We start from the raw sequence: 23739 nt of genomic DNA on the forward strand, positions 1-23739 counted from the left end.
TCAATTATCAATTATCAATTATCAATTTATTACTTTGCCATGCTTGCCAACGTCCCCGCAAAGAGGCTTGTAATTTTTTAGTGGCAATTATGCCTTGACTGGGTAAAAATCTCAACCATTGCAATATTCCTAAACTATCCCTAGTGCCGATGAAGATTGCCCAAAATAAAAAGACAATTCGGCGTAAAGGTGGTAAATGTTCTAATAAAACTAGGGTTTCATTATGAACTAAGTTAGTAAAGGCAATTTCATTAAAGTTTTCCCGCTGATCTTCATCAAAACGTTGGGCAGGATAGTGATCTACGGCAACGTTAGGATCATAAATAATTTTCCAACCTGCACGTTTGAGAGCTAGGGTAAATGCCATTTCAAAATGTACCTGTGCGCCAGTTCCTCGCATCCGTTGATCAAATGTTAATTTCCCCATTGCTTGGGTGCGAAAACTCATATTCACACCTTTAAGGACATCAACTTCACGAGGTTTTCCTACTCCTAAATGATGGTTGCCAATTACTCGCCCAAACCACTGTACACGCCCTACTTTTGCACAAGAACCGTTTTCTATTTTCTCGCCTTGGTGTATCCAGTCACGTCCACCTACTGCACCGATGCAACCATCGCTTTCAAAGTGTGCAGTGATTTTTTCTAGCCAGTCAGGATGGGGAGCAGCATCATCATCAGTAATGGAAACTATGTCTCCGTTTACTGCTGTCAGTCCGGTGTTGAGAGCCGCTACTACTCCCGGTTGTGTAACTGTGACAATTTGCAATGGTAGCTTGTGGGGCGGAAATTCGCCCAGGAATTGCCATGTTTCCGTATCTGTATCCCGGACTACGACAATTACCTGATCCACTGGCTTAGTTTGGGCTTGCAGTGCGGTAAGGCAGCGTGATAAGTCCTGGGGACGGCGATAGGTGGGGATGAGAACTGTATTCCTCATTTTGCATTAACTCTGTAAATAAGTCTAAATAGGTTTGTGCCATTATTGACCAGCTATGTTGTTCGGCAATGTTGCGAGCCGCTTTACCCATTTGTTGACGCAGTATATTATCTGTTAATAACAATAAGGCGGCAGATAAAGCATTTATGTCATCTGTATCCGGTAAAATAATTCCTGCCTCTGGTGTGACTAATTCTGCACCTCCTGTAGCTGTGGCAGTGATAACAGGTAAACCGGAAGCCATTGCTTCTAATAAAACCAGACTGCAAGCTTCATATCGGGAAGGAAAAACAAAGAAATCTACAGCCCGCATAATTTCGGCTACATCCCTTCGATATCCTAAAAAATGCACTCGTTCACTGATGCCTAAAGCATTTGCTAATTCTGGAAAGGGACTACCTTCTGTTTTTCCTACTACTGCTAAATGTAAATTAGGGACTTTTACTAAGGCTTGCAGAATTGAATCTAAGTTTTTTCTAGTTGTGCGAATGTCTCCAGCAAATAAGGCTAAATTGAGATTTTCTGGTAAACCCAATTTTTGCCTATGAGAAATACCGGGAGCAAATTCTTGTAAGTCTACACCATTAACAATAACCCGAATTTTCTCACGGGGTACACCAATGTTTACTAATTCATCAGCTACTTTTCCAGATACAGCAATTACAACTTTACTTTCTCGAAATGCCTGTTTTTCAGCAGAGGCATTAATGGCAGTATATAGCCATTGATATAAACCATATAAATCTTGACGATGACGGGAAATGTGTACAGGCGATCGCCACCAAGAATTATGGACAAAATGTACTGCATTTACATCACTCGCACCTTTAGTAATTGCACCATTAACTTTAATTAAGTCTACTTCATGGCGATGTTTACGTAACCAAGCACCACTTTTTTGAGCAAAGATAAAATTGCGAATAAATTCAGTAGGATATCCATTGACAGGAATTTTAATCCAATTTACCCGGCTATTTTCTGCTAGTTCGGGTGAGATTTCACTGGCTAATAATGTCAAATGATGACCACGACGAATGGCTTCTAGAGCAACTTCATAATTTACTCTGCCCTGACCATCACCTTTTTGAATTTTATGGGTAACAATGCAAAGTTTCACTAATAACCTCTCTAGTTAATTAAATGTTTATTAAACACCCAGTAATTTCTGCGTGAATTTGGGATGTGTAAAACTGAGAGTCAGAGCTATTAAAGTTCGCAAATTAAATTTTTGTCTCTGTAATGCTTGCCAAAAATAAGAACGTGCTGCTGTGGTTTGTTGATCTAGCATCAAGCCAATGCCTAAAGTTGTATGTGCTTCTAACCAGAGTTTTCTAAAATGTGAATGAAACTGTTGCAAATGCTTATCTTCCATAAAGGTTTGGTAGCAGAAAATTTCACTTTTAGCTTTACAAATTTTGGACTGGATATTACGTCTACCACTGAGCATAGTATCAGTTTGTTCATGTTCCCGATAATATGTTAATTTTTCAGGATAATAGTAAACTCCATGTCCTGAGATACAACATAAGTAAGTTAAATATAAATCCCACATTCCCCCAACTTCTGAAGGAATACTATCCCAATTAATCAAACCATTGCGAATTACACAAGCTGCTGCTGTCGGTATACTTTTATCGACTAAACCAATTTGTTGGAAATTTTCATGAACTCCATAAGCAATTTTATTACGCTTATAACTGCGGGAATTTTCTTCAGTTGCTGCTGGATTAATTTGACTTTGACCATCAATAATATATTGGTCACAAAAAGCCAAAATCAAATGAGGATTAGTTTCTAGATGTGGTACAAGTTTAGCTAAAAAATCTTGATGCCACATATCATCATCATGGAGACTAGCGACATATTTACCTTGTGCCATTTTAAAGGCATTCATTTGATTATTGAGCATTCCCACATTTTCTGGATGTCGCCAAAATCTGATCCGTGAGTCACAAAAAGATGCTAGTAAATTTTCAGGATTTTCAGGACTACAATTATCAGAAACAATAATTTCAATGTTTTGATAAGTTTGGTTAACGGCGCTAGTAATTGCTTGCTTGAGGTATTCTGGGCGATTATAAGTAGGGATAATTACGCTAACCAGAGGTTCTGATATTTGAGTATTTATAGTCATAATTCAGGTTAGTTATTTTTTCATTTCTGCTATTTTTTAAGCTAAAATCAGCGATAGTTTTGGCGTAAATTGTTTCTAATCTCTGAATGTGAAGATCCAGAGTAAATTCTTGTTGAAACCAAGCTTGTCCTTGTTCGCCCATGCCTCGACTTTGATGGTAATTTGTAGCTAGTTGGTTGATGGCATCTGCTAATTTTCGTGTATCATTAGCTGGTACAAGGATTCCTGTTTTCCCATCTTGCACATATTCAGGTATTCCACCAACAACACTAGCAATTATAGGACGATAATGAGCATAAGCTTCTAAAGTCACTAAGCCCGCAGGTTCAGGCCACAGACTAGGAAAAACCACAGCTAAACACTGCTGATAAAGTGTTTTAAGCTTGTCTTTATTACACCAACCATGCCAAGTAATACGATTACTTAAACCCATTTTTTCTGCTAATTTTTCCATCGTACTTTTTATCCAACCTTCACCTGCAATATCAAGATGAATTTGCGGATGAGTTTTGGCTAAAGCTTTCAGTAACCATTCAATTCCTTTGTCGGGGACAATGCGACCCACAAACAAAATGCGCTGATTTTGATGAATTTCTTCAGTTAAAGATGCTGTGGGATATATCGGCTTTTTGACACCGCAGTGAAGTGTAATTACTTGGTGGGGTGATAAACCATTACTAATAATTTGTTCTCGTACATAATTACTATTAGCAATTACAGGAATGTTGACTTTTTTGGCAGTGCTAAGAAAATTATAGCTATTCCGCAAATTCTCAAATATTCTTTGTGGTCTGCGACTACCACAACCATCTACTAAATGTCCCCAAGTACAACCTAATGGGTGCATATTGCGATCGCATTGTTTTTGGCGATCGGCTAAATATTTTGTACCACTGGGACAATAAGTACAATGATTATGCAGTGTCAAGACTGCTGGACATTCCCCAGTCAATTCTAATAAGAATTCTGGATCGTGAAGGTGCAGTAACTTACATTGACTTTGATCTAAATTCTTAACAGAATTAGTATGGGTCTTCATCACTCCATTCATAGGAAAATTGATCAAAGAAGATATGTAAGTTTCCATCCCCCCATTTCCTCTGATATCAACACCAGAACAGTGATATATTGTTTCTTGAGAAATTATGTTTTCATGTATGGTTAACATTATTTTCTCTATTTTCTCCTTTTTAGTTGAAAATCGCTGTAATTAAATCTTGCTTTAAGAAAATTTCCCTTAATTGATGTTGATAAATTGCCTGATTATATTGTTGTGAATTTATCCTCGCAACTTTTCCCATTTCTCTTCTGATGGATTCATTTTCTGCTAAAAATCTCAATTGATTAGCCATAGTTTGTACATCTCTAGGAGGAGAAATAAAGCCATTTATGCCATGATTTACCACATCCGCTGCACCACAATTAGAAGTTACAATTACAGGTAATCCACAAGCCATTGCTTCTAGTGCAACCAAACCAAAACCATCTTCTACAGAAGGTAAAACCAGAACCGAAGATTTACCAAAAACTTCAGTAGGATCATGTTGACTAAAATTCCAAAATTCTTGTTTAATATTGGTATGTTTGTTTAATACTTCCGTCATAAATTGTCTTAATCCACGAGTAGAAGCACCACCAACAATCAATAATTCTGAGTTGGGGATATCAGCTTGTAAAAAAGCCTGAACTAGATAAGGCAATCCTTTTCTGGGTTCAATAGTTCCTACATAAAGCACTCGAAAAACTTGATCATTTTTCACAGTTTGATGAAATCTTCTAGTGTCAACAAAAGGAGTGATAACCTTTACTTTTTCTGGTGCGAATCCGGCTTGAATAAATGTTTGTTTAGCAACTTCAGATAAAACGATAATTAAATCTGCTTGTTGACATTCTTCAGCAAACCTCTTGAGCATTTGGGGATGCATGGTTGCTACAGTAGGATCAGATAAAAAATCTAATTCTTGCTGAATTTGCTGCTGCATAAACGGCAGATAATTATTTAAACAATATAACCAAGCTTTTGCACCTTGAGATTTAGCTGCTTTAAATGCTAAGTTAGTTTGTCCAGCTACTCCCATAATTAAATCACAGGGATAGGATTTTAATTTTTTACTTACCTGTTGATCAAAATATAAGTCACTTAGCAATACAGCCCAATCATTACGACGACGCAAAATGGGGGTACTTAATAATCTTTTACTCCAAGGAGAATTACCTACAGGATATACAGTAAAATCGGTTTTTGGCACTGTTAAGCCACTACAAAATACAGTTAAATCTCCTAGTTTATTTAAACCTAATGCAGCATTCTCTAAACAAACACCTTGTCCACCAGTGCCTAAACTTGTATTACAAGTAAGTGTGATTTTCATAATGGATGATTAAAAGTTGAGGTTGAGCAAATAAAATCGAAAATTTTGCAGTAGTCCTGAACCAAGGTTTGATAAATTAATTCTTTGTGTTGAATGAATAGAAAAAACGATCAAATTTGCTAAATTTTCTCACTAGCAGTCATTTGATATTGCATTTTGTGATATTGCCAAAGCTTACCTTTTTGTTCTAGAAGTTCCTGATATTGACCTTGTTCAACAATTCTTCCCTGTTCTAAAACTACAACTTTATCAGCTTTAGCAATAGTAGAAAGACGGTGAGCGATCGCAATTACAGTTCTACCCACAGCCAGCTTTTCTAATGAATCCTGAATTAATCTCTCAGATACAGAATCTAAAGCACTTGTAGCTTCATCCAAAATCAAAATTTCTGGATTACGTAACAATGCACGAGCAATAGCAAGTCGCTGTCTTTGTCCACCAGATAACCGTACACCTCTATCTCCCAATTCTGTATCAAACCCTTCTGGCATTTCTAAAATAAATTCTTCTGCATTTGCTAGTCGCGCAGCTTCTCGAATTTTTGCCTCTGTTGCTTCTGGTGTACCGTAAGCGATATTATTCCACACAGAAGTATTGAAAATAAAAGTATCCTGGCTAACAACAGCTATCTTCCGACGTAGAGAATTAATTTCAAATTGCCGCACATCAATTTCATTAACATAAATATAGCCTTCGGTAGGATCATAAAAGCGAGGAATTAAATCGGCAACTGTGGTTTTACCAGCACCAGAAGCACCCACTAACGCTGTCATTTTACCTTTTTCAATTGTTAAGGTAATATCATGCAGCACTTGTTGATTGTGACTATAGCCAAAATTTACAGATACTAAATCAATTGATCTTTTCAAACCTGTAAATTCAATTGTCCCATTTTGAAAGTACGTTTTATCCTCTCGTTTCAACAAGTTTTTAATATTCTCTGCCGAACCTTGAAGAGTGTTAAGAAAAGCTCTAGTGCCATTAATATCTTGAATGAATGGTACAAGACGAAACAGTACAAAGAAAAATGTCAGCAAAGAACTAACTTGTAAAGTCCCATTCACCACAAAGCTACTAAAAGCTAAAATAATCATACCTATCAGCACAGTAGTAGCTGCACTTTCGGCAATGGGTTTTACTAATGTCCAAATGAGAATAACTTTAGTTGAACTGCTGACTATTTGATTACTAGCTTTGTAGTAACGCTGACGCTCTGATTCTTGAGTACCAGAGGCATGAACCGTGCGAATACCATTAATAAATTCTATGGCTATTGATGTAAAATTACCATTCGCAACTGAAGTACCAAAACTGGATTCTCGCACTCTAGCATTCAGATTTGATAACCCAACAGCTAACAAAGTAAATAACAATATGGCAATTAGCGTCAGTTGCCATGAAAGTAAAAGCATTGTAATGAAGTAGACAACAACTGTCAAACCTCTAGTAAATAAAAATGCTCCGCCGCTAAAACCCTGTTTAATCTTCTCAATTTCTGTAGTAATTGTGTTAACTATTTCCCCAGAACGAGTGGTACTAAAGTAACTCAGAGACAAAGATTGCAACTGTTCAAAAATTTGTTTTCTTAACCTGTCTCCAAGATATAATTGACAAAATTCCGTGTATATTTGAGAGAAATAGTTAAAAGCAGCACGCATCCATGTACTTAATAAAATCAGACAAGATACACGATATAATCTGCTAATTGCTGAGGTATTAACTCCTAATATCCACTGGTCAAACCAATCTATTCCTATTTGAATGGGTGCAGCATTAGGATTAGTTAAATTTTGCAAAAATGACAGTAAGAAGCCAATACTTATACCTTCAAAAGTTGCTGCTAAAAAGGTAAAGACTAAGGCAAGTATAGTCACCTTACGAAAGTGTTTAAACTCTCGTAAAATTAAATGATTGTCCTGCCAGAATTTAGTGGTTTTCAGAAAATAGCGAAGCGGATTAAAAAAATGAGATTTCATTGATATTATCTAGCAGTATTGATCGATAGCTGATTTAGTTGTTCTGCATTTTCTAAACTTAGGTGGACTCCATCTGTTAAAACCCAACAACGAGAGCCAATCAAACTCATATCCCCACGCAGTACATTGAATAACTTAGGTAAATTCTCCAGACCATATTTACGCATCAAAACCCCTAAAAATGAGATGTTATGTTTTTCCCTGGTACAAAACTTGAGCGATTGAAATAGTTTACCCCTCTCACCAATCTGCCACTCATAAGAAAAAATAAATTCTGGGGATTGTAACCACAAAAGTATAGTTAATCCCAGCATTAAAGGACTAACCAATAGCAACAAAATTAACGCTAAAAGCCAATCAGTTATTCTTTGGATCACCCTGAATAATTGATGACTTTGTTTTGTGAATTGATTCATAGATGATGGGCTGATATATATTGGTTTTTGAGCTTTTTTACAAGCATTTGCCCAAAATTTTAATGCAGCATTACCTAGTTGTGGATCTATAGTTACTAAATTAACAGGAGAATGTTTTAAACACTCTACTAATAATTCTTCGTTATCTAGAGCAGGTAAATATGGTTGTTGTAAATTTACACGAGACTTCACTAATAGCTGACCCATACGCCACTGAATTGTGCAGTATTGTAATTGATAATTTTTTGGGGACAACTGTGATACAGTGCTGTGTTCTTGTAAACTAGGAAAAATTGAAGTTGTCATAGGTATTTGCGTTTGTACAGTAGCCAATTACTGACCTAAAAATATGAGTTAACCTTTGTGCAATTCTGTAGATATGAAGATGTACAGAAAGCAACAAAAACAGTTAAGCAACAGCAATTAAGATAAATAGAGATTTAGGAAACTTGGTATTTACTCTAGGTATATGTAGAGTGGAATTACCTTTAGGAACGCTCGCTAAATTAATTTAATTGACTCTACTTAATACTGTTGTAGCTATCACAGGAATACTCGAATTTCAGTCTGGTGAATTGTTGTCTTCAATTCCTAGAATATAATAAAAACGAGAATTAACTAATGATTAAATCAATTCTTTATTGAGTCTTTAAATAGATAGGTTTTTTCACACATAATGTTAAGCTATGATGAATCAATATCTTTTCGTGTTAAACATCATACATAAATTCTGTAATTTAAAAACTAATACCGTTTCTGTATGAAAATGCAATAATCAAATTTTTGTCAAATTATACATTGTAGGGGCAATTCATGAATTGCCCCTACGGAAATATAGGGCAACCTCACATAGAATTGGTATAACTAATTGGATTAGTCATATAATTACAAGTAACTCAAACTAAAAAAACTCAGATCCAGATCCCCGACTTCTTTAAGAAGTCGGGGATCTATACACTTTTTATTTGACGATAATTGCAAAATTATTTTTGGTATTTTGGGAAAAACCCTCAACTCTCAATTCTTGTCTTTTCATGATAAAAAAAGGCAAGGATAAAAGGATTAACTTCCTTAACCATAACCTTTTTCATATTTACAAAGGTAAGCATTCAGCCTTCAGCCATCAGCTATCAGCAAAACTCACAAAAACACAAATTTCAGCCTGTGAATTTATCTACTCAAAGCCTGGTAATCTAGTAAAATTATGATTTTATTAACAGCCATTTACTGATTAATGATAGCTGAATACTTACTCACAAAGAAAGTATTGTTGCCACAAAAAGGAACCGTGGAAATCATTGAGCTATTTTTCCACAAATTCTTTTAGCACTAATTGTTGTTGTTTGACATAAGGAACATAAGTGCTATCAGAATTAGATACTCCATTAGCCACAACCCCAATCAGATTTAACTTGCTCAACATTGCTGTAGCTTGGGCTAAATGGTTGCGTGTCACCCTACCAATGCTGGCTACCATAACCACACTCCGACAAGATGAAGCTGTCAGCATTGCATCCACCATACCGATAACTGAAGGAGCATCTATGAGTATCAAATCATAGTTTTCTTCAAATGCTGCCATCAGTTCCATCATGCGTGGAGAACTCAAAAGATGAGCCGGATCTACAGGTATTGGACCAGCGGTTAAAATGTCGATATAGGATGAACCGGAGTATGGAATTCCTATTTGATGAGGAAGGCTAACATCACTGGATAATAGAGTGGACAAACCTTGTTCATTAGGAAGATTCAACTGTTTGTGCAAGCTAGGATCACGTAGGTTAGCATCAATTAAAAGCACCTTTTTATGTAACCTGGCCGCACTCATAGCTAAACCTAAAGTGAAAGCTGACTTACCTTCATCTGGCAATGCTGATGTCACCATCAAAGATTTTAATTCAGAGACATTGTGGAGAAGTTCGATATTTTTATAAATCAAGTCTAGTGATTCCCAACGTGGTGGAGATTGTAAGACTTGAATTGTCCAAGGAGCAAGAACTTCAGGTTTACCAAAAGGCAATTTGATGATTGATTCTTTCGGTTTAGCTGGTGGCAATTTGGGAGTTGTTCCCAACAAAGGTAGAGCAACTTGTTTTTCTAATTCAGCAGTAGTGTGTACAGAATCATCCGATGCTTCTCTAATAAAGGCTGCAACACCCCCTAAAATAAATCCCACTACTGCGCCCAACAAAAGATTTTGTTTGAGATTTGGTCCTAATTGTATGCCTCTTTGTGGTTCTTCCACCACTTCCCAATTAAATCCACCTTTGGCAAGTTCTTGGCGCAATTGTTGTTCTGCTCTTAACAGTTGCTCCAATCTTTCCCGACTAAATTCTAATTGGGGAAGTATGCGATTGTAATAAGCTAAGAGAGAGGGAAACCTTTTTAGTTGCGCTCTTAGTTCTTTCTCTTTTTCTGCCAAAGTTTGATCACGGGCGCTTAAAGAAACTATATTGGTTTGAGTTTCTACTAATTCACCTGTGAGGTTAAGGTCAATTTCTCCCAGTTGGCCTTGTTCTAGCAGATTGTCTGCAAAACTGAATGCACTGCTAGACTGTCTCCCTAAAGTTCTACTAACTTCTTTTTGCAAAAGTTCTTTTTGACTGTTCAACTGTTCTTGGAGCTTCTGCACATCGGGAGTATCATCAGTAAAACGTAACCGTTCCTGTGCTAAAGCTAATTCTGTTTTTTGGATTTCGTTGAGTAAGCCTTGATAACGTGTAGACTGACTGAGACGGGAGGAAACCAAGGCATTCTGAGGAGAACGATTCAACTGTTCCTGCAAAGACCTCTGCTTGGCCACAGCTTCTTCATATTGAGAACGAGTTATTTGTCGCTCTTTCTGGATATTATTTAAGGATTCTTCAATTGCTTTGGCCTGCAACTCTGGATTAATTAAATTCTGGTTTCTCCGAAATCGTTGCAAATTGGCTTCCGATGCGTTCACCTCATCATTAGCTTTTCGCAACTGCTCTCTAATAACTTGCAGACCTCTTTTTAAACGTATATCCTGCTGTTGTTTGTTATATTCAACATAAACTTGCCGAATGGCAGTTAGCACTTTTTGCGTTTTTTCTGGATCACCATCACTATAGTCAACTTGAAAAATTTTAGTAGCGATATTATCTTCTGGAGTCTTGATTTGACTGACGACTAAGTATTTTTTAACTTCCTCTGCTGTGATATTTGGATATTCCGACTTGAGTTTATCAACTGCTTTTTGGATTAGTCCAGAACTCCGCATCAAATTCAATTGTGTCGCTGTGTCAATAACAACGTTAGAATCTGTAAACTGACGTTCTACTGGATCTACTCCTTCTTGTTTGCCTTGATAGTTAGGTTCTACTAACAGTTGCATTGTACTTTGGAAGGTGGGCTTGGTCTTTAAAGTTATGATTCCTGCCAAAGCTGTAGAACTGAGAAATATTAACACAACCCAGGGAAATCTCCTGACAAATACAGCCAGCATTTGTCCATAACCTGGTTCTTGATCTGCTACTGGAGTTATCTGGGGATTTAGACTAGTTTGAACCACTTTTATTATCCTTCTGTGGGAGACGCTATGCGTAGTTTGCTACCCTTTATCAATTGGTAATTGATAATTGATAATTGATAATTGACAATTGACAATTGACAATTGACAGTTTTTTCATTTGCTCCAGAGGTAATTGTCAATTGTTCATTTTCCATTGTTTAAGGGTCAAGCTAACAAGGTAAATATTCAGCCGTCAGTAATCAGTAATCAGCTATTATCTGGGATTTATAAGCATTTTCAGTGAGGAATTAGGAATTGATTTTGGTGTCAGTCTCCCCTAAAATTCCTGGAAAATTAGCCTGAAAAGCAGTTTTAGCTGACTGCTAACTACTGATAGCTGAATGCTTACCTAATAAGTTAAATAAATGAGTGATGCACACCAGCAAATTGAACAAGAATATCCTCAACTTTAGAGAAGAATGCTTGTTCTGAAAAATTACTTACGGCATGATTACGAATCGTTTCGTAATTCCAAGATATTCCTCTAGCCTCTAATAATGCGGCTTGTAGAGAATCGGGTGTTTGTCTCTTAAAAAAAACTCCCGTTTTACCAGGTATTTGAGTATCTAACACCCCACCGGCTCCATAGGCAATTACTGGAGTTCCACTAGCATTTGCTTCTACTGGAACTAAACCATAGTCTTCTAAGGCGGCAACAATAATAGACTTTGCTGTGGAAAATAAGTCTTTACGTTGGCTATCACTAACATGGCCTAAAAATTCAATATTGCCTAATGCTTTGGATTTTAACCTTTCTAGTTCGGGTCCGTCACCTGATATTAATAAATTCCACCCTAACCAATTAAAAGCCTCGACTATGATATCAAGACGTTTATAACTTATCATCCGCGCCGATGCCAAGTAGTATTCCTCCTTAGTATCAGAAAAAACAAACTGATTGGTATCAATTGGATAGTTAATCACAATTGCTTGTTTACCGTAAATTTTTTGAATGCGACGGGCAACAACGCTGGAATTAGCAATGTAGAGGTCTGGTTCTTGAGAATATTTCAGATCTACATTTCTCATCATTGCAAATATTTTTTCAATTAAGGGGGCAAAATAGCGATAGTCTCCATACTCCCTTAAATAAGTTTCTGTATCCCATAGGAAACGAGTGACATTATGACAGAAACAAATGTGCTTTGCCTGTGGTTTTTTACGCACTGCTTTGGCAAAACTTGTACTACTACTGATAATTAAATCGTAGTCTTCTAAATTTAAGGCTCGAAAGGCAGGAAAGTAAAGAGGAGCCATCACACGAAAATACTTGGCAGCACCGGGAATATTTTGTAAGAAAGTTGTTTTAACTAAACGTTCACCCAGATCAATTGTTTTTTGAGGATCATACAAGGATGTGAAAATGTCGGCTTCGGGGTAGCGTTTACAAAGCAATTCAAACACTCGCTCTGCCCCACCGCGCTGGGTTAAGTAATCATGGACTAGAGCTATTTTCATGGATGATGCCTTATATGATAGTGTTGACTATTTGACTAAATTATTGGCTGTTGCATCAGGGTGTACAGATGTTAATAATCTCTATGTTTATAGCAGTATTATGTCTGTACTAAACCCGTCCTTAGGTAGTTACAAGCTGCAACGTCAATGTAGCAAGTGTCTGATAGCTTTGGTTAATCTAGCTATCGCACTGCTAATTTGATGAATGGCAAAACCCACAAGGTTTGTACATTCAATTACATTACTTAATCAGGCATTTATAGTGTTAGTAATTAGTACAACCAAAGGGATTTGACAATACCATTAGCCAACCACGAAAAATCTACTCTATAGCAGAAATGTTGATATTTCGCCTTTGGTGTTTTTTCAACTAGGTAGATACTTGTTAATAAAAATTTTAATTTTTCGGATCAAACTGGAAGTTGTAACAGAATACCAGGTCAAGTCTGATTGATTTGCTCGGTTTGAACAAAAATATCAATTTGTTCAAATCTTAGTGATAAAAAATTTTCAGCCCCCAACACAAGGGGGCTAAATTTAAGTTTTGATGTAAGTATTCAGCTATCAGTAATCAGCTATTATTGATGATTTTCTTCTTTTTCACTGACTACTGAATGCTGACGTTTTGTGGTTAATTTTTTACTTTATTTGACACCTGCTAAAGTTTTCGCAGGAGCAAAATAAGCTGTTTGTTCAGCGCGTAATCTGTCACAAAGTCTACCTTCTGGTAGTTCTACATCATCATAAGAAATGACTTGATCTTTCTGAATATCTCGCTTTAAGCGACATCCTTCTGCTATCCCCATTGGTAGTAAATTTTCTCGCTGCACAATTTCTGAATTTTCACATTGTCCATAGGTCATATAATAACCAATGCCATCTAGTGTTTCTCCCGCTTTTAAATCAATTTTGGCTGTAGCAACTACATCAACCACTGGACCAGCTAGGGGAGCTAATACAGCATCATGAAATAATACTGCACGCGCAACGGAAAGGGGTACTTCAAAATGGCAAAGGTGATAGGGAGTATAGAAACTATAAAGGGGTCCTTCACCTAATTTATAAAGATTCAGATAATGTCTTTGTTTGGGGTCTTCATGGGTAGCAAAAACAAATACTCCAGGACTGGGTTTTGTTCCTACTACATAGTCAACAATACCGCCTAATTCTTTGAGTTGATCTATGTCATACATTTTGGTCATTTCATCAACATGACCTGTGTATTCATAGCCTAACATTCCCCGTTTTGCAACTTTCATTCCTGTGCCGTTAGCAACAATTGCTTGTTCAAAGGAAATTTTTGTACCGTCTGCAAAACTTGTCACCATTGCGGGATTTTGTCCCCAACGTTGAGCAAAACCGGCTTGAGTTGTAGGGTTACGATAGGGGTCTTGTAAACCTTTAATGTTGCCACACAATAATGGTGTTAAACCGATACTTTTAACAAAGCGGTAGAGGTTCATTTCTACCCCTGGTTGATCACCATCACAAGCTGTTAAAATTACTCCAGCGCGGTCTGCATGAACTTTGAGAATTGGTCCAATTGTTCCATCTAATTCTGCATTCATTAAAATGATATGCTTTTGATGGGCGATCGCTCTCATCACTAAATGAGCAGCATATTCAATTGTTCCTGTGACTTCAATAATTGCGTCTATGCCTTCTGCTGCACACAGTAACATTGCATCTTCTGTTACTGCATATCCACCTTGAGCGATCGCATCTTCTAAATCTACTACACTAGAAACAGTTTGAAAATTCTCAATTCCTGCTTCTAAATAAGCTTTTTTCGCTGTATCAATGTGTCTGTTTGCAATCGCAACTAATTCCATTCCGGGAACAGAATTAATAATTTGATTGGCAATACCCCGACCCATAAAACCAGCGCCAATCATCCCTACTTTTACAGGTTTTCCTAACTCTGCACGGGCTTTTAAAGCTTGATCAACAATAATCATCTTAAACTCCTATTAAAATAGATTCCAATAAAGGCCAATTGCGATCTTTTTCAGATATTTCTGTTACTTCTAAAGGCCAAGAAATATCTAAAAGTGGATCATCAAAACGCAAACCACGCTCATAACCAGGGGTGTAAAATTCACCCACTTGATAAACAACTTCTGCTCCATCTGTTAAGGCTTGATAGCCATGAGCAAACATTTCTGGTACATATAAAGCGCGGCGATTTTCTGCACTCAGTTCTACACCTATATGCGACAAATAAGTAGGAGATTCAGGACGCATATCAATAATTACGTCATAAATTGCTCCCTGAGTACAACGCACTAATTTTGTTTCCGTTGCGGGTGCAATTTGATAGTGCATCCCCCGCAATGTACCTTTTTTATGATTAAAAGAAAGATTGCATTGGGCAACCGTTGGTTTTAACCCATGTTCAGCAAATTCTTGAGCGCAGAAAGTTCGAGCAAAAAAACCACGATGATCTGGTTTTTCTTCTAAGTCAATAATGAATGCTCCAGGAAGATTTGTTTCTGTAAAAATCATAGTTTTTCAAAAAGGTAATGGGTAATGGGTAATGGGTAATTGGAAAACATAAAATTGATTACCCAATTACCAATCACCAATATAATTTACTAACCTTTTTCCACAGCTTCAGGGATAAATTGGTTATTGGGTTTGATGAAAGTATCATCATGGTATTGACTACAAAGTTCTGGATGTTTTGGTGGGTTAGCAGTGTATACAAAAAATACAGTTGAACGTTCCTCGCTTCTGACAGTACCATGATGTAAAACATTTCTGGGATCTACAAAAATCACAGTTCCCGCTTTTGCTGTACAATATTTCCATTCGTTTTTAGGAATAAAATTTATCATTTGTTGATCATTAATCCCTAAAAAATTAGACTTCCATAAAGCATAATCTACCCGATAATAATTAAAAAATTCTCTAGGACTTTTTGCCAAGGGTATATATTCAAAAGCACCATGTTTCTCAGTCACATCCTGTAAATAGATAATCACTTTCATCATCCGGCGATCTTCTGAATCTTTATGCCACAGTAATGTTTGTGATTGCTGCTCATTGGGAAAATCTTTTCTGACATGAACACCATGAAAAGCTATAGGTAAACCTATATAGTTTTCGATGATATTTTGCAACCGTTTTTCAATGCCCCAGGTAAAAAATTCTGGTAAGTCTGTAACTGTATAAATTTGGGGTAAACTATACCCTGATTTTACACTTCTAGGACTTTTCATGGTTGCTGCATAATAGTTAGCACTCTCTAACATTTGTGCAGTTGATGGTAATCCTAAATCTTCTAAGGAAGTAATGTAAACACCTTCTCTTTTTAGGGTTTGGGCAATTAATTGATCTCCAGAAGATAACACAGGTAAATTGTGCTTATGTTTAGCTAATGCTACTCGATAATTTAACTCAGAGGTGAGCGTATTTATTTTGTTTTTAAGAGTTTCTAACATAGTCATGATACCGAATTATTCTTTCTGCGAACAATTTGACTTGATGTTTGATGATGACATTCAGCAATTTTTACTTCAGGAGCAGCCATAACTTCTACAGCAGAAATACTGACTACAGCTAAAAAAGGAACAACTGTTTGAATAGCAGAAATTGGCCATCTTCTCAAAGCACCCAAGAAGACTTTTAAATTAACTTGTTGAAAGTTCTGTACCATCATTTGGGCATAGAATCGTTTAGAATATCCATTTTCGTGCAGCTTTAAAACCACTTCGGGAATATGTTTATACTGCATTAACAGCGCAGATTTTTCTTCTTTTTGCCAATAACTGACACCAACAATACATTCTAAATAAGTCTCTTTACTAACTATTACTTTGCCATTAGCAGCACAATAACCAGCTAAATATGCTAAAGATATCCAATTATTAATAGCATTTGGCCAAATTTGCAGAGCGCGTTTTACTAAGTCAGTTCTGTAAATTGAGGATGACAAAAAAATAACTGCTCCTACACTTTTAGTCAAACAATATTCAAATATCGTTTTACCATCTCCTGTACCATCTTCATTATCAACATCAAACCAACGATTACCAACTATTGTCGGTGGATGTACTGCTTCACCAGTAATTTTATTTCTGCCAGAAAAATTGAGAAATAATAATGATAATTCTTGATGTTTTTTCAGTTTATCTAGCACATAACCAATTGCTCTATCTTGGATTGGATCATCATCGCCAATTGTCCAAACATATTTAGTTTTTGCAGAAATTAGGCAGTACATGATATTTTTCATTACGCCCAAATTCTCAATATGTCTATTAGATTTAAAATTAACATTTTTGATATTTTCTTGCCATTTTTGAATAATTTCCTGAGTGTGATCACTAGAACAATTATCAGAAACAAATATCTCACACTCAGATTCATAACCTTTAATAGCTTGAGATAACCACTCTAGTTGCTTATCTAGTAAATCTGCACGATTATAAGTGGGAATAGCAATAGTCAGTAATTTATTCATGGTGGAATATTTATCCTAAAATCCTAGTTTATTATTGACAGCACAGATGGGAAATGCTTATAAAATTCCGAACCAAAAATATTGATTCGGAAATTTAAGTTGATTCTTAATACATGCCTAGTTTATTTAGTAGTCCAGAAAAAATCATGATCAATTTGTTGAGTACGAATTAAATACTCTAATTGCTTTAATCTGGTAAACCCTCTAAACAAAAAAGTATCTTCAGTCATGTCGATTTGCCGGAATAAATCAAATAACTGTTGAGCGCCTCTTTGAGCATTCCAATCACACTTAAATCCTGGTAAGATAGTGTTAATTTTTTCAAAAGATACTCGATAGCTACGGTTATCTGAACCGTTATCACCAAAGGTTAATTTACAACCAGGGAAAGTTTCCGCAATAATTTCAGCGATTTCTTTCACCCGATAATTATTTTGTGTATCTCCCACATTAAAAACTTGATTATGGACAATATCTCTGGGTGCTTCTAACGCACAAACAATGGATTTACAAATATCCAAAGCGTGAACTAATGGCCGCCAAGGTGTACCATCGCTGGTCATTTTAATTTCTTTTGTTGTCCAAGCTAAACCAGACAAATTATTTAAAACAATATCAAATCGCATTCTGGGAGAAGCACCAAAAGCGGTAGCATTTCGCATGAAGGTAGGAGAGAAATCATCATCAGCTAATGGTTTAATATCTCTTTCTACTAATGTTTTACATTCTGCATAAGCTGTTTGGGGATTTACAGGTGATTCTTCGGTTACATCCCCTTCACTAGCTACACCGTAAACGCTGCAAGAAGACATATAAATAAAGCGACGCACTCCCATTGTTTTCGCTAAGTTAGCTAATCTTACAGAACCTAAATGATTAATTTCATAAGTAATATGAGGTGCTAATTGTCCGGTAGGATCGTTAGAAAGTTCCGCCATATGAACAATTGCTTCTACACCTTCTAAATCTTCAGGTGCAATATTACGAATATCTTTGTTGAGGGTTTTAGCTGTGATTTCAGTTCCGTTATATAGCCAACCTACCTTATAAAAACCTGTGTCTACTCCGATAACTTCATGACCTTTTGCTGTTAATAAGGGAGGTAATAAAGAACCTAAATATCCTTCTGTTCCTGTGACTAATATTTTCATGGCTTTTAAATTTTTTCAGTTGTGAAATTATGTTTTTTGCTGAATTTAGAGCATGAACATGAATAATTAACCGCAATTTAATCTAGAAATTAATCTAGAAGTTAATCTAGAAGTTAATCTAGAAGTTAATCTAGAAGTTAATCTAAAATGCGGGTTAATTGAGATGATTTTTCCAAAAATCCTGATCTGGATTTTAAGCAACTAAGCTTCTTAAATGAGCTTGTTCTGGAATTTGGTTAACTACTGCTTTACCAATTTCTAAAGAAGATGTAGCTGCGGGTGAGGGAGCATTGCAAACATGAACAGAGTTTTCACCTTGAATGATTAAAAAATCATCAACTAAAGAACCATTGTTCATTAATGCTTGAGCGCGAACTCCTGCATGGGTAGGGACTAAATCTTCTGCTTGCACTTCGGGAATGAGTTTTTGTAAACTTCTCACAAAAGCAGCTTTACTAAAGGAGCGAATTATTTCTTTAATTCCTTCATCTGCGTGTTTTGCTGCTAGTTTCCAAAAACCAGGATAGGTGATTACTTCTGTAAAGTCTTTTAAGTCAAAGTCGGTTTTTTTGTAACCTTCTCTTTTGAAACTTAAAACCGCATTGGGACCAGCATGAACACTGTTATCAATCATGCGGGTAAAATGCACACCTAAAAAGGGAAATTCTGGGTTAGGAACTGGATAGATGAGAGTTTTGACCAAATAGCGTTTTTCGGGGGTGAGTTCATAATATTCGCCCCGGAAGGGAACGATTTTAGCTTCAGGGTTAGCTTTACCTAATTTTGCAATGCGATCGCTATGTAATCCGGCACAATTAATCACAAATTTTGTTTCAAAACTCCCCTGATTAGTTTCTAATATATGATTTGTACCACTCCGGGAGATTTCCATAACTTTGGTATTGAGGCGTAAATCTCCACCTTGATTGTTTATCAGTTCAGCGTATTTTAAACAAACTTGTTTGTAATTAACAATTCCTGTGGAAAATACCCTAATTGCACCTACACAACTCACATGAGGTTCAATTTCTCGAACTTCTTCAGGACTAATTCTTTTGACTTCTATGCCATTTTCTAAACCTCTTTGGTAAAGTTTTTCCAGACCCGGTAATTCTGTATCATCAGTGGCAACAATTACCTTACCACAAATGTCATGATCAATATTATGCTTTTGACAAAATTCAACCATTGAGCGACTACCATCACGGCAAAATTTCGCCTTAAAGCTACCTGGTTTGTAGTAAATTCCTGAATGAATTACACCGCTATTATTACCGGTTTGGTGAAATGCCCATTGGCTTTCTTTTTCTAATACTAAAATTCTCGCATCAGGATAGCGTGAACCTAAAGCCATCGCTGTAGATAGTCCTACTATTCCACCGCCGATAATGGCAAAATCATACATGATTAATTGTTCCCTAATCGAAAATCTACAGTCAGGTGTCAGGAGTCAGGAGTCAGAATATTTATTTGTCCCAGGAATCCACAGAATCAAGTTTTTTCATCAATGAAATCAATGATCAAAAATGAATCAAAAACTCTAATTTATTCTGCATCCTGTATTATCCTGAATATTTACCCAAAATCCAAAATCTAAAATCTAAAATTCTTATTCCCACACTTTCCAAGGAGCTTGATTATTTTTCCATAGCTCCTCTAAATATTGTTTATCTCTCAAAGTATCCATTGGTTGCCAAAATCCATCATGTTTGAAAGCTGATAATTGTTCCATTTCTGCTAACTTCTCTAATGGTTCTTTCTCCCAAACTGTGGAGTCATCAGCAATAAAATTAATTACTTCTGGTTCAAGAACAAAATAACCACCATTGATCCAAGCACCATCACCTTCTGGTTTTTCTTTAAAACTGGTAATTTTAGTTTGTTCTTGTCCTAAAGAAATTGCTCCAAACCGTCCTGCTGGCTGTACTGCACTCAGTGTAGCTAAACTTTTTTGTTCTTTATGAAATTTGATTAATTCGGTGATATTTATATCGCTGACACCATCACCATAGGTAAAGCAAAAAGTGTCATTACCAATGTGTTCTCTCACTTTTCTTAAACGTCCACCAGTCATGGTATTATCACCTGTATTGACCAAGGTAACACGCCAAGGTTCAGCATATCCAGAATGGATACTCATCTGGTTAAATCTCATGTCAAAAGTTACATCGGACATATGTAAGAAGTAGTTAGCAAAATATTCCTTGATGATGTAACCTTTGTATCCGCAACAAATGATAAAGTCATTAATACCATGAGCCGAGTATATTTTCATGATATGCCAAAGAATTGGCTTACCTCCAATCTCAACCATTGGCTTAGGTCTGATACTGGTTTCTTCACTGAGGCGTGTACCAAGACCCCCAGCCAAAATTACTGCTTTCATGCAATTTACCTCAAAAATTTGCCAATAGGTGATGATTTGAGTTCGGGATGAAGAGAATGTACAGGAAATAGAGAAACAATGAACTTCTGTAAGAATTCAAGATTCATGATTTTGAGCGTTTTAGCCGCAACACATCTAAAATTCTCGTTCTGGAATTTGAATCCTTACGAATTTTTATATTTTTCCCTAGAAAGAATCTAAAATTAATTTAACTGTAAAATGCTGAATAATTATGAAGAACAAGTAAATTTAAAACAATTTATATGTAAAAAAATCATGAATTACAGTAAGAAAAATTTTAGTTTTATACAATCCAAAAAATCAACTAATATAAAATAACTAGCATCAGACATTGCCTACCTCCAGAAGTATGATTTCTTCTTAACAAACAAAAAAATGCTAGTATCACAAAAGTCAGGAGTCTGTAGGGGTTTAGCAGTGCTAATTAGGGTTTGCTGATAGCGTAGCGTGGCGTAGCACCTGTCACCTGTCACCTGTCACCTAGCCTAATTTGGTTTTTTTCTGACTAGCTACTTAAACCCCTACAGGAGTTAGGAGTCAAGAGTAAAAATCTCTTATTTTGGAAGAAAATTTTAGCGATCAATTGGGTCAAAAATAATTGAGCTTTGGAATAAAGCATCACATTTTTTGGCTACCATTACGCAAATGTTACTCAGGGCTTGCTGATAGTTATCCATGTCCTCTTGTTCCAGGTAAATTTGAGCAGATTTTTCTAAATCTTCCATGGCTTGTGCATGATTTTCTTCAACTTTACTTTCCCCGTATTGAGCTAATTCATAATAAACCATTCCCCGTTTGAGGTAAACTTTAGCCATCTGGGGATTAATATTTAATGCTTGATTAAAATCTGCGATCGCCTGATTGTATTCTTGATCATAATTACTGCTATATTGGGCAAATTGATAACGAGCCAAACCGCGATGGAAGTAAGCTTCTGCTTGGGAAGCATTCAGTTGAATTGCCTCTGTAAAATCAGCAATTGATTTTTGATATTCTTGTTGAAAATTATTGCTATATTTAGCTATTTGAGAACGGACAATACCCCGTCTAATATAAGCTTCCGTGTCACGGTTATTGATGTTGATAGCTTGATTAAAGTTTTGGATAGCTTTCTGATACTCTTGGTCAGGATCATTACTATACTCGGCCAGCATATAGTAGGCATTGCCCCGATTTACAAATGCTTTAACTTCCTGGGGATTAATTTTTAGGGCTTGGTTATAATCTGCCAATGCTCCTTCATAATCATTCAGATTGTAGCGAGAATTACCCCTATGGATATACAATCTAGAAAAATTAGGATTTTTTTTGATACCTTGGGTAAAATTTTCAATTGCTTGCTCATAGTCTCGTTTTCGATAAGCAGCGTTACCACGATCATAGTAATCTAAATAAGACAGATTTTCCTCTTGAGGATGATTATTTTCTTGGCGAGAAATCAAGCTTTGTTGAGTGTAAGGATTTTGGGAAACAAAGGGACGAGTAAATTTAATCATTAAGTCCAAATACCCCAATAAACCCAAACCCAAGAGGCTAAACATAATAGTATAAAACCTTGACTTTTGAGTAGTCTTGGGAGGTTGATAAATAGAAAAATTCTGGGTAAATACTGGTTGCCAATGATGTAGCGGTGATGCAGAAATCACAGGTCGGCGTGAACGAGGATTTTGTGTGTGGCGCTTTTTAGATTTTCGCCGGGGTTTGAGATGTTCTTTAGAAGCGATCGCCTCCAGTGATGGAAAAGGATCACGTCCACCTAAACGCGCCGCACGTTCACACCAAGGACACTTGTCGAGATGATTATGGTAGCGATGCTGGGGGTTAGCAGTACAAGTAACAAGACTCTCTTCAGCGGTGGTTAAAACTGACAACCAAGTTTGAGCAGCAGGACGCAAGTGAGGGTTGTGATGCCCATCCTCAAAACAACGCACAAACAAATCCCGTAAACCGGGAGCGAGCATTTCCCAAGCAGGTGCTATGGGGGTAGGTAAATAGGGAACTTGTTGCCTTTGACTATAAGTAAAATGACCAGCAACGATTCGGACTTCGTAAGTTGGTGGATCAAACTGACCTTGAAAAATCCCGGAAAATGGGTGAGTACCTTCCATTAATAATTGAAATATCAGCACCCCTAACCCAAATAAATCATGGTAAATTTCCCGATCATAGTCAGCAAAAGTTTTATTCTGTAGTTCTGGTGGAGTATACTCTGGTTTACCAACTGGACAACGATAAACAATGTTTTGCTGTGGATCACGAACTTGAAATGAATCTGTATCTACCAAAGTCACTAAGGCAGTATCACTAACTAAAATATTTGACTCATTAACATCACCAATACAATACTGGCTCGCGTGTAAAGCTGCAAAAGCTGCGGCCAAATTACGAGCAGTCCTAAGTAAATACTGATAATTAAATAAAGGACAATTTAGGCGACGGGTTCCCGGATGATAAAGGTCCATGATCGGACGCATCCCCCGAATCCGGGGCATTAAAAAGCCGACGATACTACCGCTACCATCCGCAGCTTGTAACAACTCCTGAGGCCAAGCAATGGAAATATGCCCCAAATTAGCTGTTGGGTTTTCTGGGGGGTTGGCAATCATGGTCTGAAGTTTGTGAGCATGGGTCAGAATTGGCTTGTGATATATTTTGGCCACTAAATTTTCATCTGATGGCACGGCATAGACACAGGCTTCACCCCCACGTCCCAAATTGACCGTGAGATTGAGAATTTCTTGCTGCCCAAGAGAACGAAGTACCTGCATAGTGAAATGACTGTTAACAGTGGTTATTGAAAGGGAATGGGGATTGAAGTACAGACGACCTGATCGGTCGTCAATACGAAATTAAGAATTTAAAAAACGCTGAATCTGAAACTGACA

The 23739-nt window shown here is 36.7% G+C and carries 17 protein-coding genes; all 17 read right to left on the reverse strand.

Features of this window, described 5'->3' with window-relative positions; genetic code table 11:
- Positions 1 to 7 precede the first annotated feature (7 nt).
- The 17 genes from H5968_RS02285 to H5968_RS02365 all read right to left on the reverse strand — a co-directional run bounded on the left by H5968_RS02285 (position 8) and on the right by H5968_RS02365 (position 23622).
- Entirely contained in the window at positions 8 to 940 is a 933-nt protein-coding gene (locus tag H5968_RS02285) for a glycosyltransferase family 2 protein (RefSeq protein ID WP_187038637.1), read from the reverse strand.
- Positions 858 to 2057, reverse strand: a complete 1200-nt coding sequence (locus tag H5968_RS02290) for a glycosyltransferase family 4 protein (RefSeq protein ID WP_187038638.1) — start codon at positions 2055 to 2057, stop codon at positions 858 to 860. The genes H5968_RS02285 and H5968_RS02290 overlap by 83 nt, the downstream gene beginning before the upstream one ends.
- A gap of 30 nt (positions 2058 to 2087) precedes the next feature.
- Positions 2088 to 3074, reverse strand: a complete 987-nt coding sequence (locus H5968_RS02295; RefSeq protein ID WP_187038639.1) for a glycosyltransferase family 2 protein — start codon at positions 3072 to 3074, stop codon at positions 2088 to 2090.
- Entirely contained in the window at positions 3037 to 4242 is a 1206-nt protein-coding gene (locus H5968_RS02300) for a glycosyltransferase family 4 protein (RefSeq protein ID WP_222620526.1), read from the reverse strand. The genes H5968_RS02295 and H5968_RS02300 overlap by 38 nt, the downstream gene beginning before the upstream one ends.
- A gap of 22 nt (positions 4243 to 4264) precedes the next feature.
- The gene (locus H5968_RS02305; protein WP_187038640.1) at positions 4265 to 5446 is read right to left on the reverse strand and encodes a glycosyltransferase family 4 protein; all 1182 of its coding nucleotides are present in this window, start codon (positions 5444 to 5446) and stop codon (positions 4265 to 4267) included.
- A 119-nt stretch (positions 5447 to 5565) separates the two neighbouring features.
- Positions 5566 to 7422, reverse strand: a complete 1857-nt coding sequence (hepA, locus tag H5968_RS02310; protein WP_187038641.1) for a heterocyst formation ABC transporter subunit HepA — start codon at positions 7420 to 7422, stop codon at positions 5566 to 5568.
- 5 nt (positions 7423 to 7427) lie between these two features.
- On the reverse strand, positions 7428 to 8144 hold the full coding sequence (gene hepC, locus H5968_RS02315; protein ID WP_187038642.1) for a heterocyst development glycosyltransferase HepC: 717 nt from the start codon (positions 8142 to 8144) through the stop codon (positions 7428 to 7430).
- Positions 8145 to 9141: 997 nt separating this feature from the next.
- On the reverse strand, positions 9142 to 11373 hold the full coding sequence (locus tag H5968_RS02320) for a polysaccharide biosynthesis tyrosine autokinase (protein WP_187038643.1): 2232 nt from the start codon (positions 11371 to 11373) through the stop codon (positions 9142 to 9144).
- A gap of 357 nt (positions 11374 to 11730) precedes the next feature.
- Positions 11731 to 12831: a glycosyltransferase gene (locus H5968_RS02325; RefSeq protein WP_187038644.1), complete on the reverse strand. Its 1101-nt coding sequence runs from the start codon at positions 12829 to 12831 to the stop codon at positions 11731 to 11733.
- Between the two features lie 644 nt (positions 12832 to 13475).
- Positions 13476 to 14789 carry an NAD(P)H-dependent oxidoreductase gene (locus H5968_RS02330; protein ID WP_187038645.1) on the reverse strand — a complete coding sequence of 438 codons (1314 nt, stop codon included), beginning with the start codon at positions 14787 to 14789 and terminating at the stop codon, positions 13476 to 13478.
- A gap of 1 nt (position 14790) precedes the next feature.
- Entirely contained in the window at positions 14791 to 15336 is a 546-nt protein-coding gene (gene rfbC, locus H5968_RS02335) for a dTDP-4-dehydrorhamnose 3,5-epimerase (RefSeq protein ID WP_137666772.1), read from the reverse strand.
- 89 nt (positions 15337 to 15425) lie between these two features.
- Positions 15426 to 16274 (reverse strand): phytanoyl-CoA dioxygenase, encoded by an 849-nt coding sequence (locus tag H5968_RS02340; RefSeq protein ID WP_187038646.1) that lies wholly within the window; start codon positions 16272 to 16274, stop codon positions 15426 to 15428.
- Between the two features lie 2 nt (positions 16275 to 16276).
- Complete coding sequence (locus H5968_RS02345; RefSeq protein ID WP_187038647.1) at positions 16277 to 17296, reverse strand: glycosyltransferase family 2 protein; 1020 nt, start codon at positions 17294 to 17296, stop codon at positions 16277 to 16279.
- A gap of 122 nt (positions 17297 to 17418) precedes the next feature.
- Complete coding sequence (locus H5968_RS02350; RefSeq protein WP_187038648.1) at positions 17419 to 18447, reverse strand: NAD(P)-dependent oxidoreductase; 1029 nt, start codon at positions 18445 to 18447, stop codon at positions 17419 to 17421.
- A 193-nt stretch (positions 18448 to 18640) separates the two neighbouring features.
- Positions 18641 to 19852, reverse strand: a complete 1212-nt coding sequence (gene lhgO, locus H5968_RS02355) for an L-2-hydroxyglutarate oxidase (protein WP_187038649.1) — start codon at positions 19850 to 19852, stop codon at positions 18641 to 18643.
- A 204-nt stretch (positions 19853 to 20056) separates the two neighbouring features.
- The gene (gene rfbF, locus H5968_RS02360; protein ID WP_096570749.1) at positions 20057 to 20833 is read right to left on the reverse strand and encodes a glucose-1-phosphate cytidylyltransferase; all 777 of its coding nucleotides are present in this window, start codon (positions 20831 to 20833) and stop codon (positions 20057 to 20059) included.
- A 593-nt stretch (positions 20834 to 21426) separates the two neighbouring features.
- Entirely contained in the window at positions 21427 to 23622 is a 2196-nt protein-coding gene (locus H5968_RS02365) for a tetratricopeptide repeat protein (protein WP_187038650.1), read from the reverse strand.
- Between the last annotated feature and the right edge of the window lie 117 nt (positions 23623 to 23739).

It is taken from the genome of Sphaerospermopsis sp. LEGE 00249, assembly GCF_014299995.1.
In the GTDB taxonomy this organism is placed as follows: domain Bacteria; phylum Cyanobacteriota; class Cyanobacteriia; order Cyanobacteriales; family Nostocaceae; genus Sphaerospermopsis; species Sphaerospermopsis kisseleviana.

Excerpts from the sequence above, each read along its gene's own strand:
- H5968_RS02285 (WP_187038637.1), bottom strand. The coding sequence starts at position 940 with ATGAGGAATACAGTTCTCATCCCCACCTATCGCCGTCCCCAGGACTTA.
- H5968_RS02295 (WP_187038639.1), bottom strand. The coding sequence starts at position 3,074 with ATGACTATAAATACTCAAATATCAGAACCTCTGGTTAGCGTAATTATC.
- H5968_RS02300 (WP_222620526.1), bottom strand. The coding sequence starts at position 4,242 with ATGTTAACCATACATGAAAACATAATTTCTCAAGAAACAATATATCAC.
- H5968_RS02305 (WP_187038640.1), bottom strand. The coding sequence starts at position 5,446 with ATGAAAATCACACTTACTTGTAATACAAGTTTAGGCACTGGTGGACAA.
- hepA (WP_187038641.1), bottom strand. The coding sequence starts at position 7,422 with ATGAAATCTCATTTTTTTAATCCGCTTCGCTATTTTCTGAAAACCACT.
- hepC (WP_187038642.1), bottom strand. The coding sequence starts at position 8,144 with ATGACAACTTCAATTTTTCCTAGTTTACAAGAACACAGCACTGTATCA.
- H5968_RS02325 (WP_187038644.1), bottom strand. The coding sequence starts at position 12,831 with ATGAAAATAGCTCTAGTCCATGATTACTTAACCCAGCGCGGTGGGGCA.
- H5968_RS02330 (WP_187038645.1), bottom strand. The coding sequence starts at position 14,789 with ATGATTATTGTTGATCAAGCTTTAAAAGCCCGTGCAGAGTTAGGAAAA.
- rfbC (WP_137666772.1), bottom strand. The coding sequence starts at position 15,336 with ATGATTTTTACAGAAACAAATCTTCCTGGAGCATTCATTATTGACTTA.
- H5968_RS02340 (WP_187038646.1), bottom strand. The coding sequence starts at position 16,274 with ATGTTAGAAACTCTTAAAAACAAAATAAATACGCTCACCTCTGAGTTA.
- H5968_RS02345 (WP_187038647.1), bottom strand. The coding sequence starts at position 17,296 with ATGAATAAATTACTGACTATTGCTATTCCCACTTATAATCGTGCAGAT.
- H5968_RS02350 (WP_187038648.1), bottom strand. The coding sequence starts at position 18,447 with ATGAAAATATTAGTCACAGGAACAGAAGGATATTTAGGTTCTTTATTA.
- lhgO (WP_187038649.1), bottom strand. The coding sequence starts at position 19,852 with ATGTATGATTTTGCCATTATCGGCGGTGGAATAGTAGGACTATCTACA.
- rfbF (WP_096570749.1), bottom strand. The coding sequence starts at position 20,833 with ATGAAAGCAGTAATTTTGGCTGGGGGTCTTGGTACACGCCTCAGTGAA.
- H5968_RS02365 (WP_187038650.1), bottom strand. The coding sequence starts at position 23,622 with ATGCAGGTACTTCGTTCTCTTGGGCAGCAAGAAATTCTCAATCTCACG.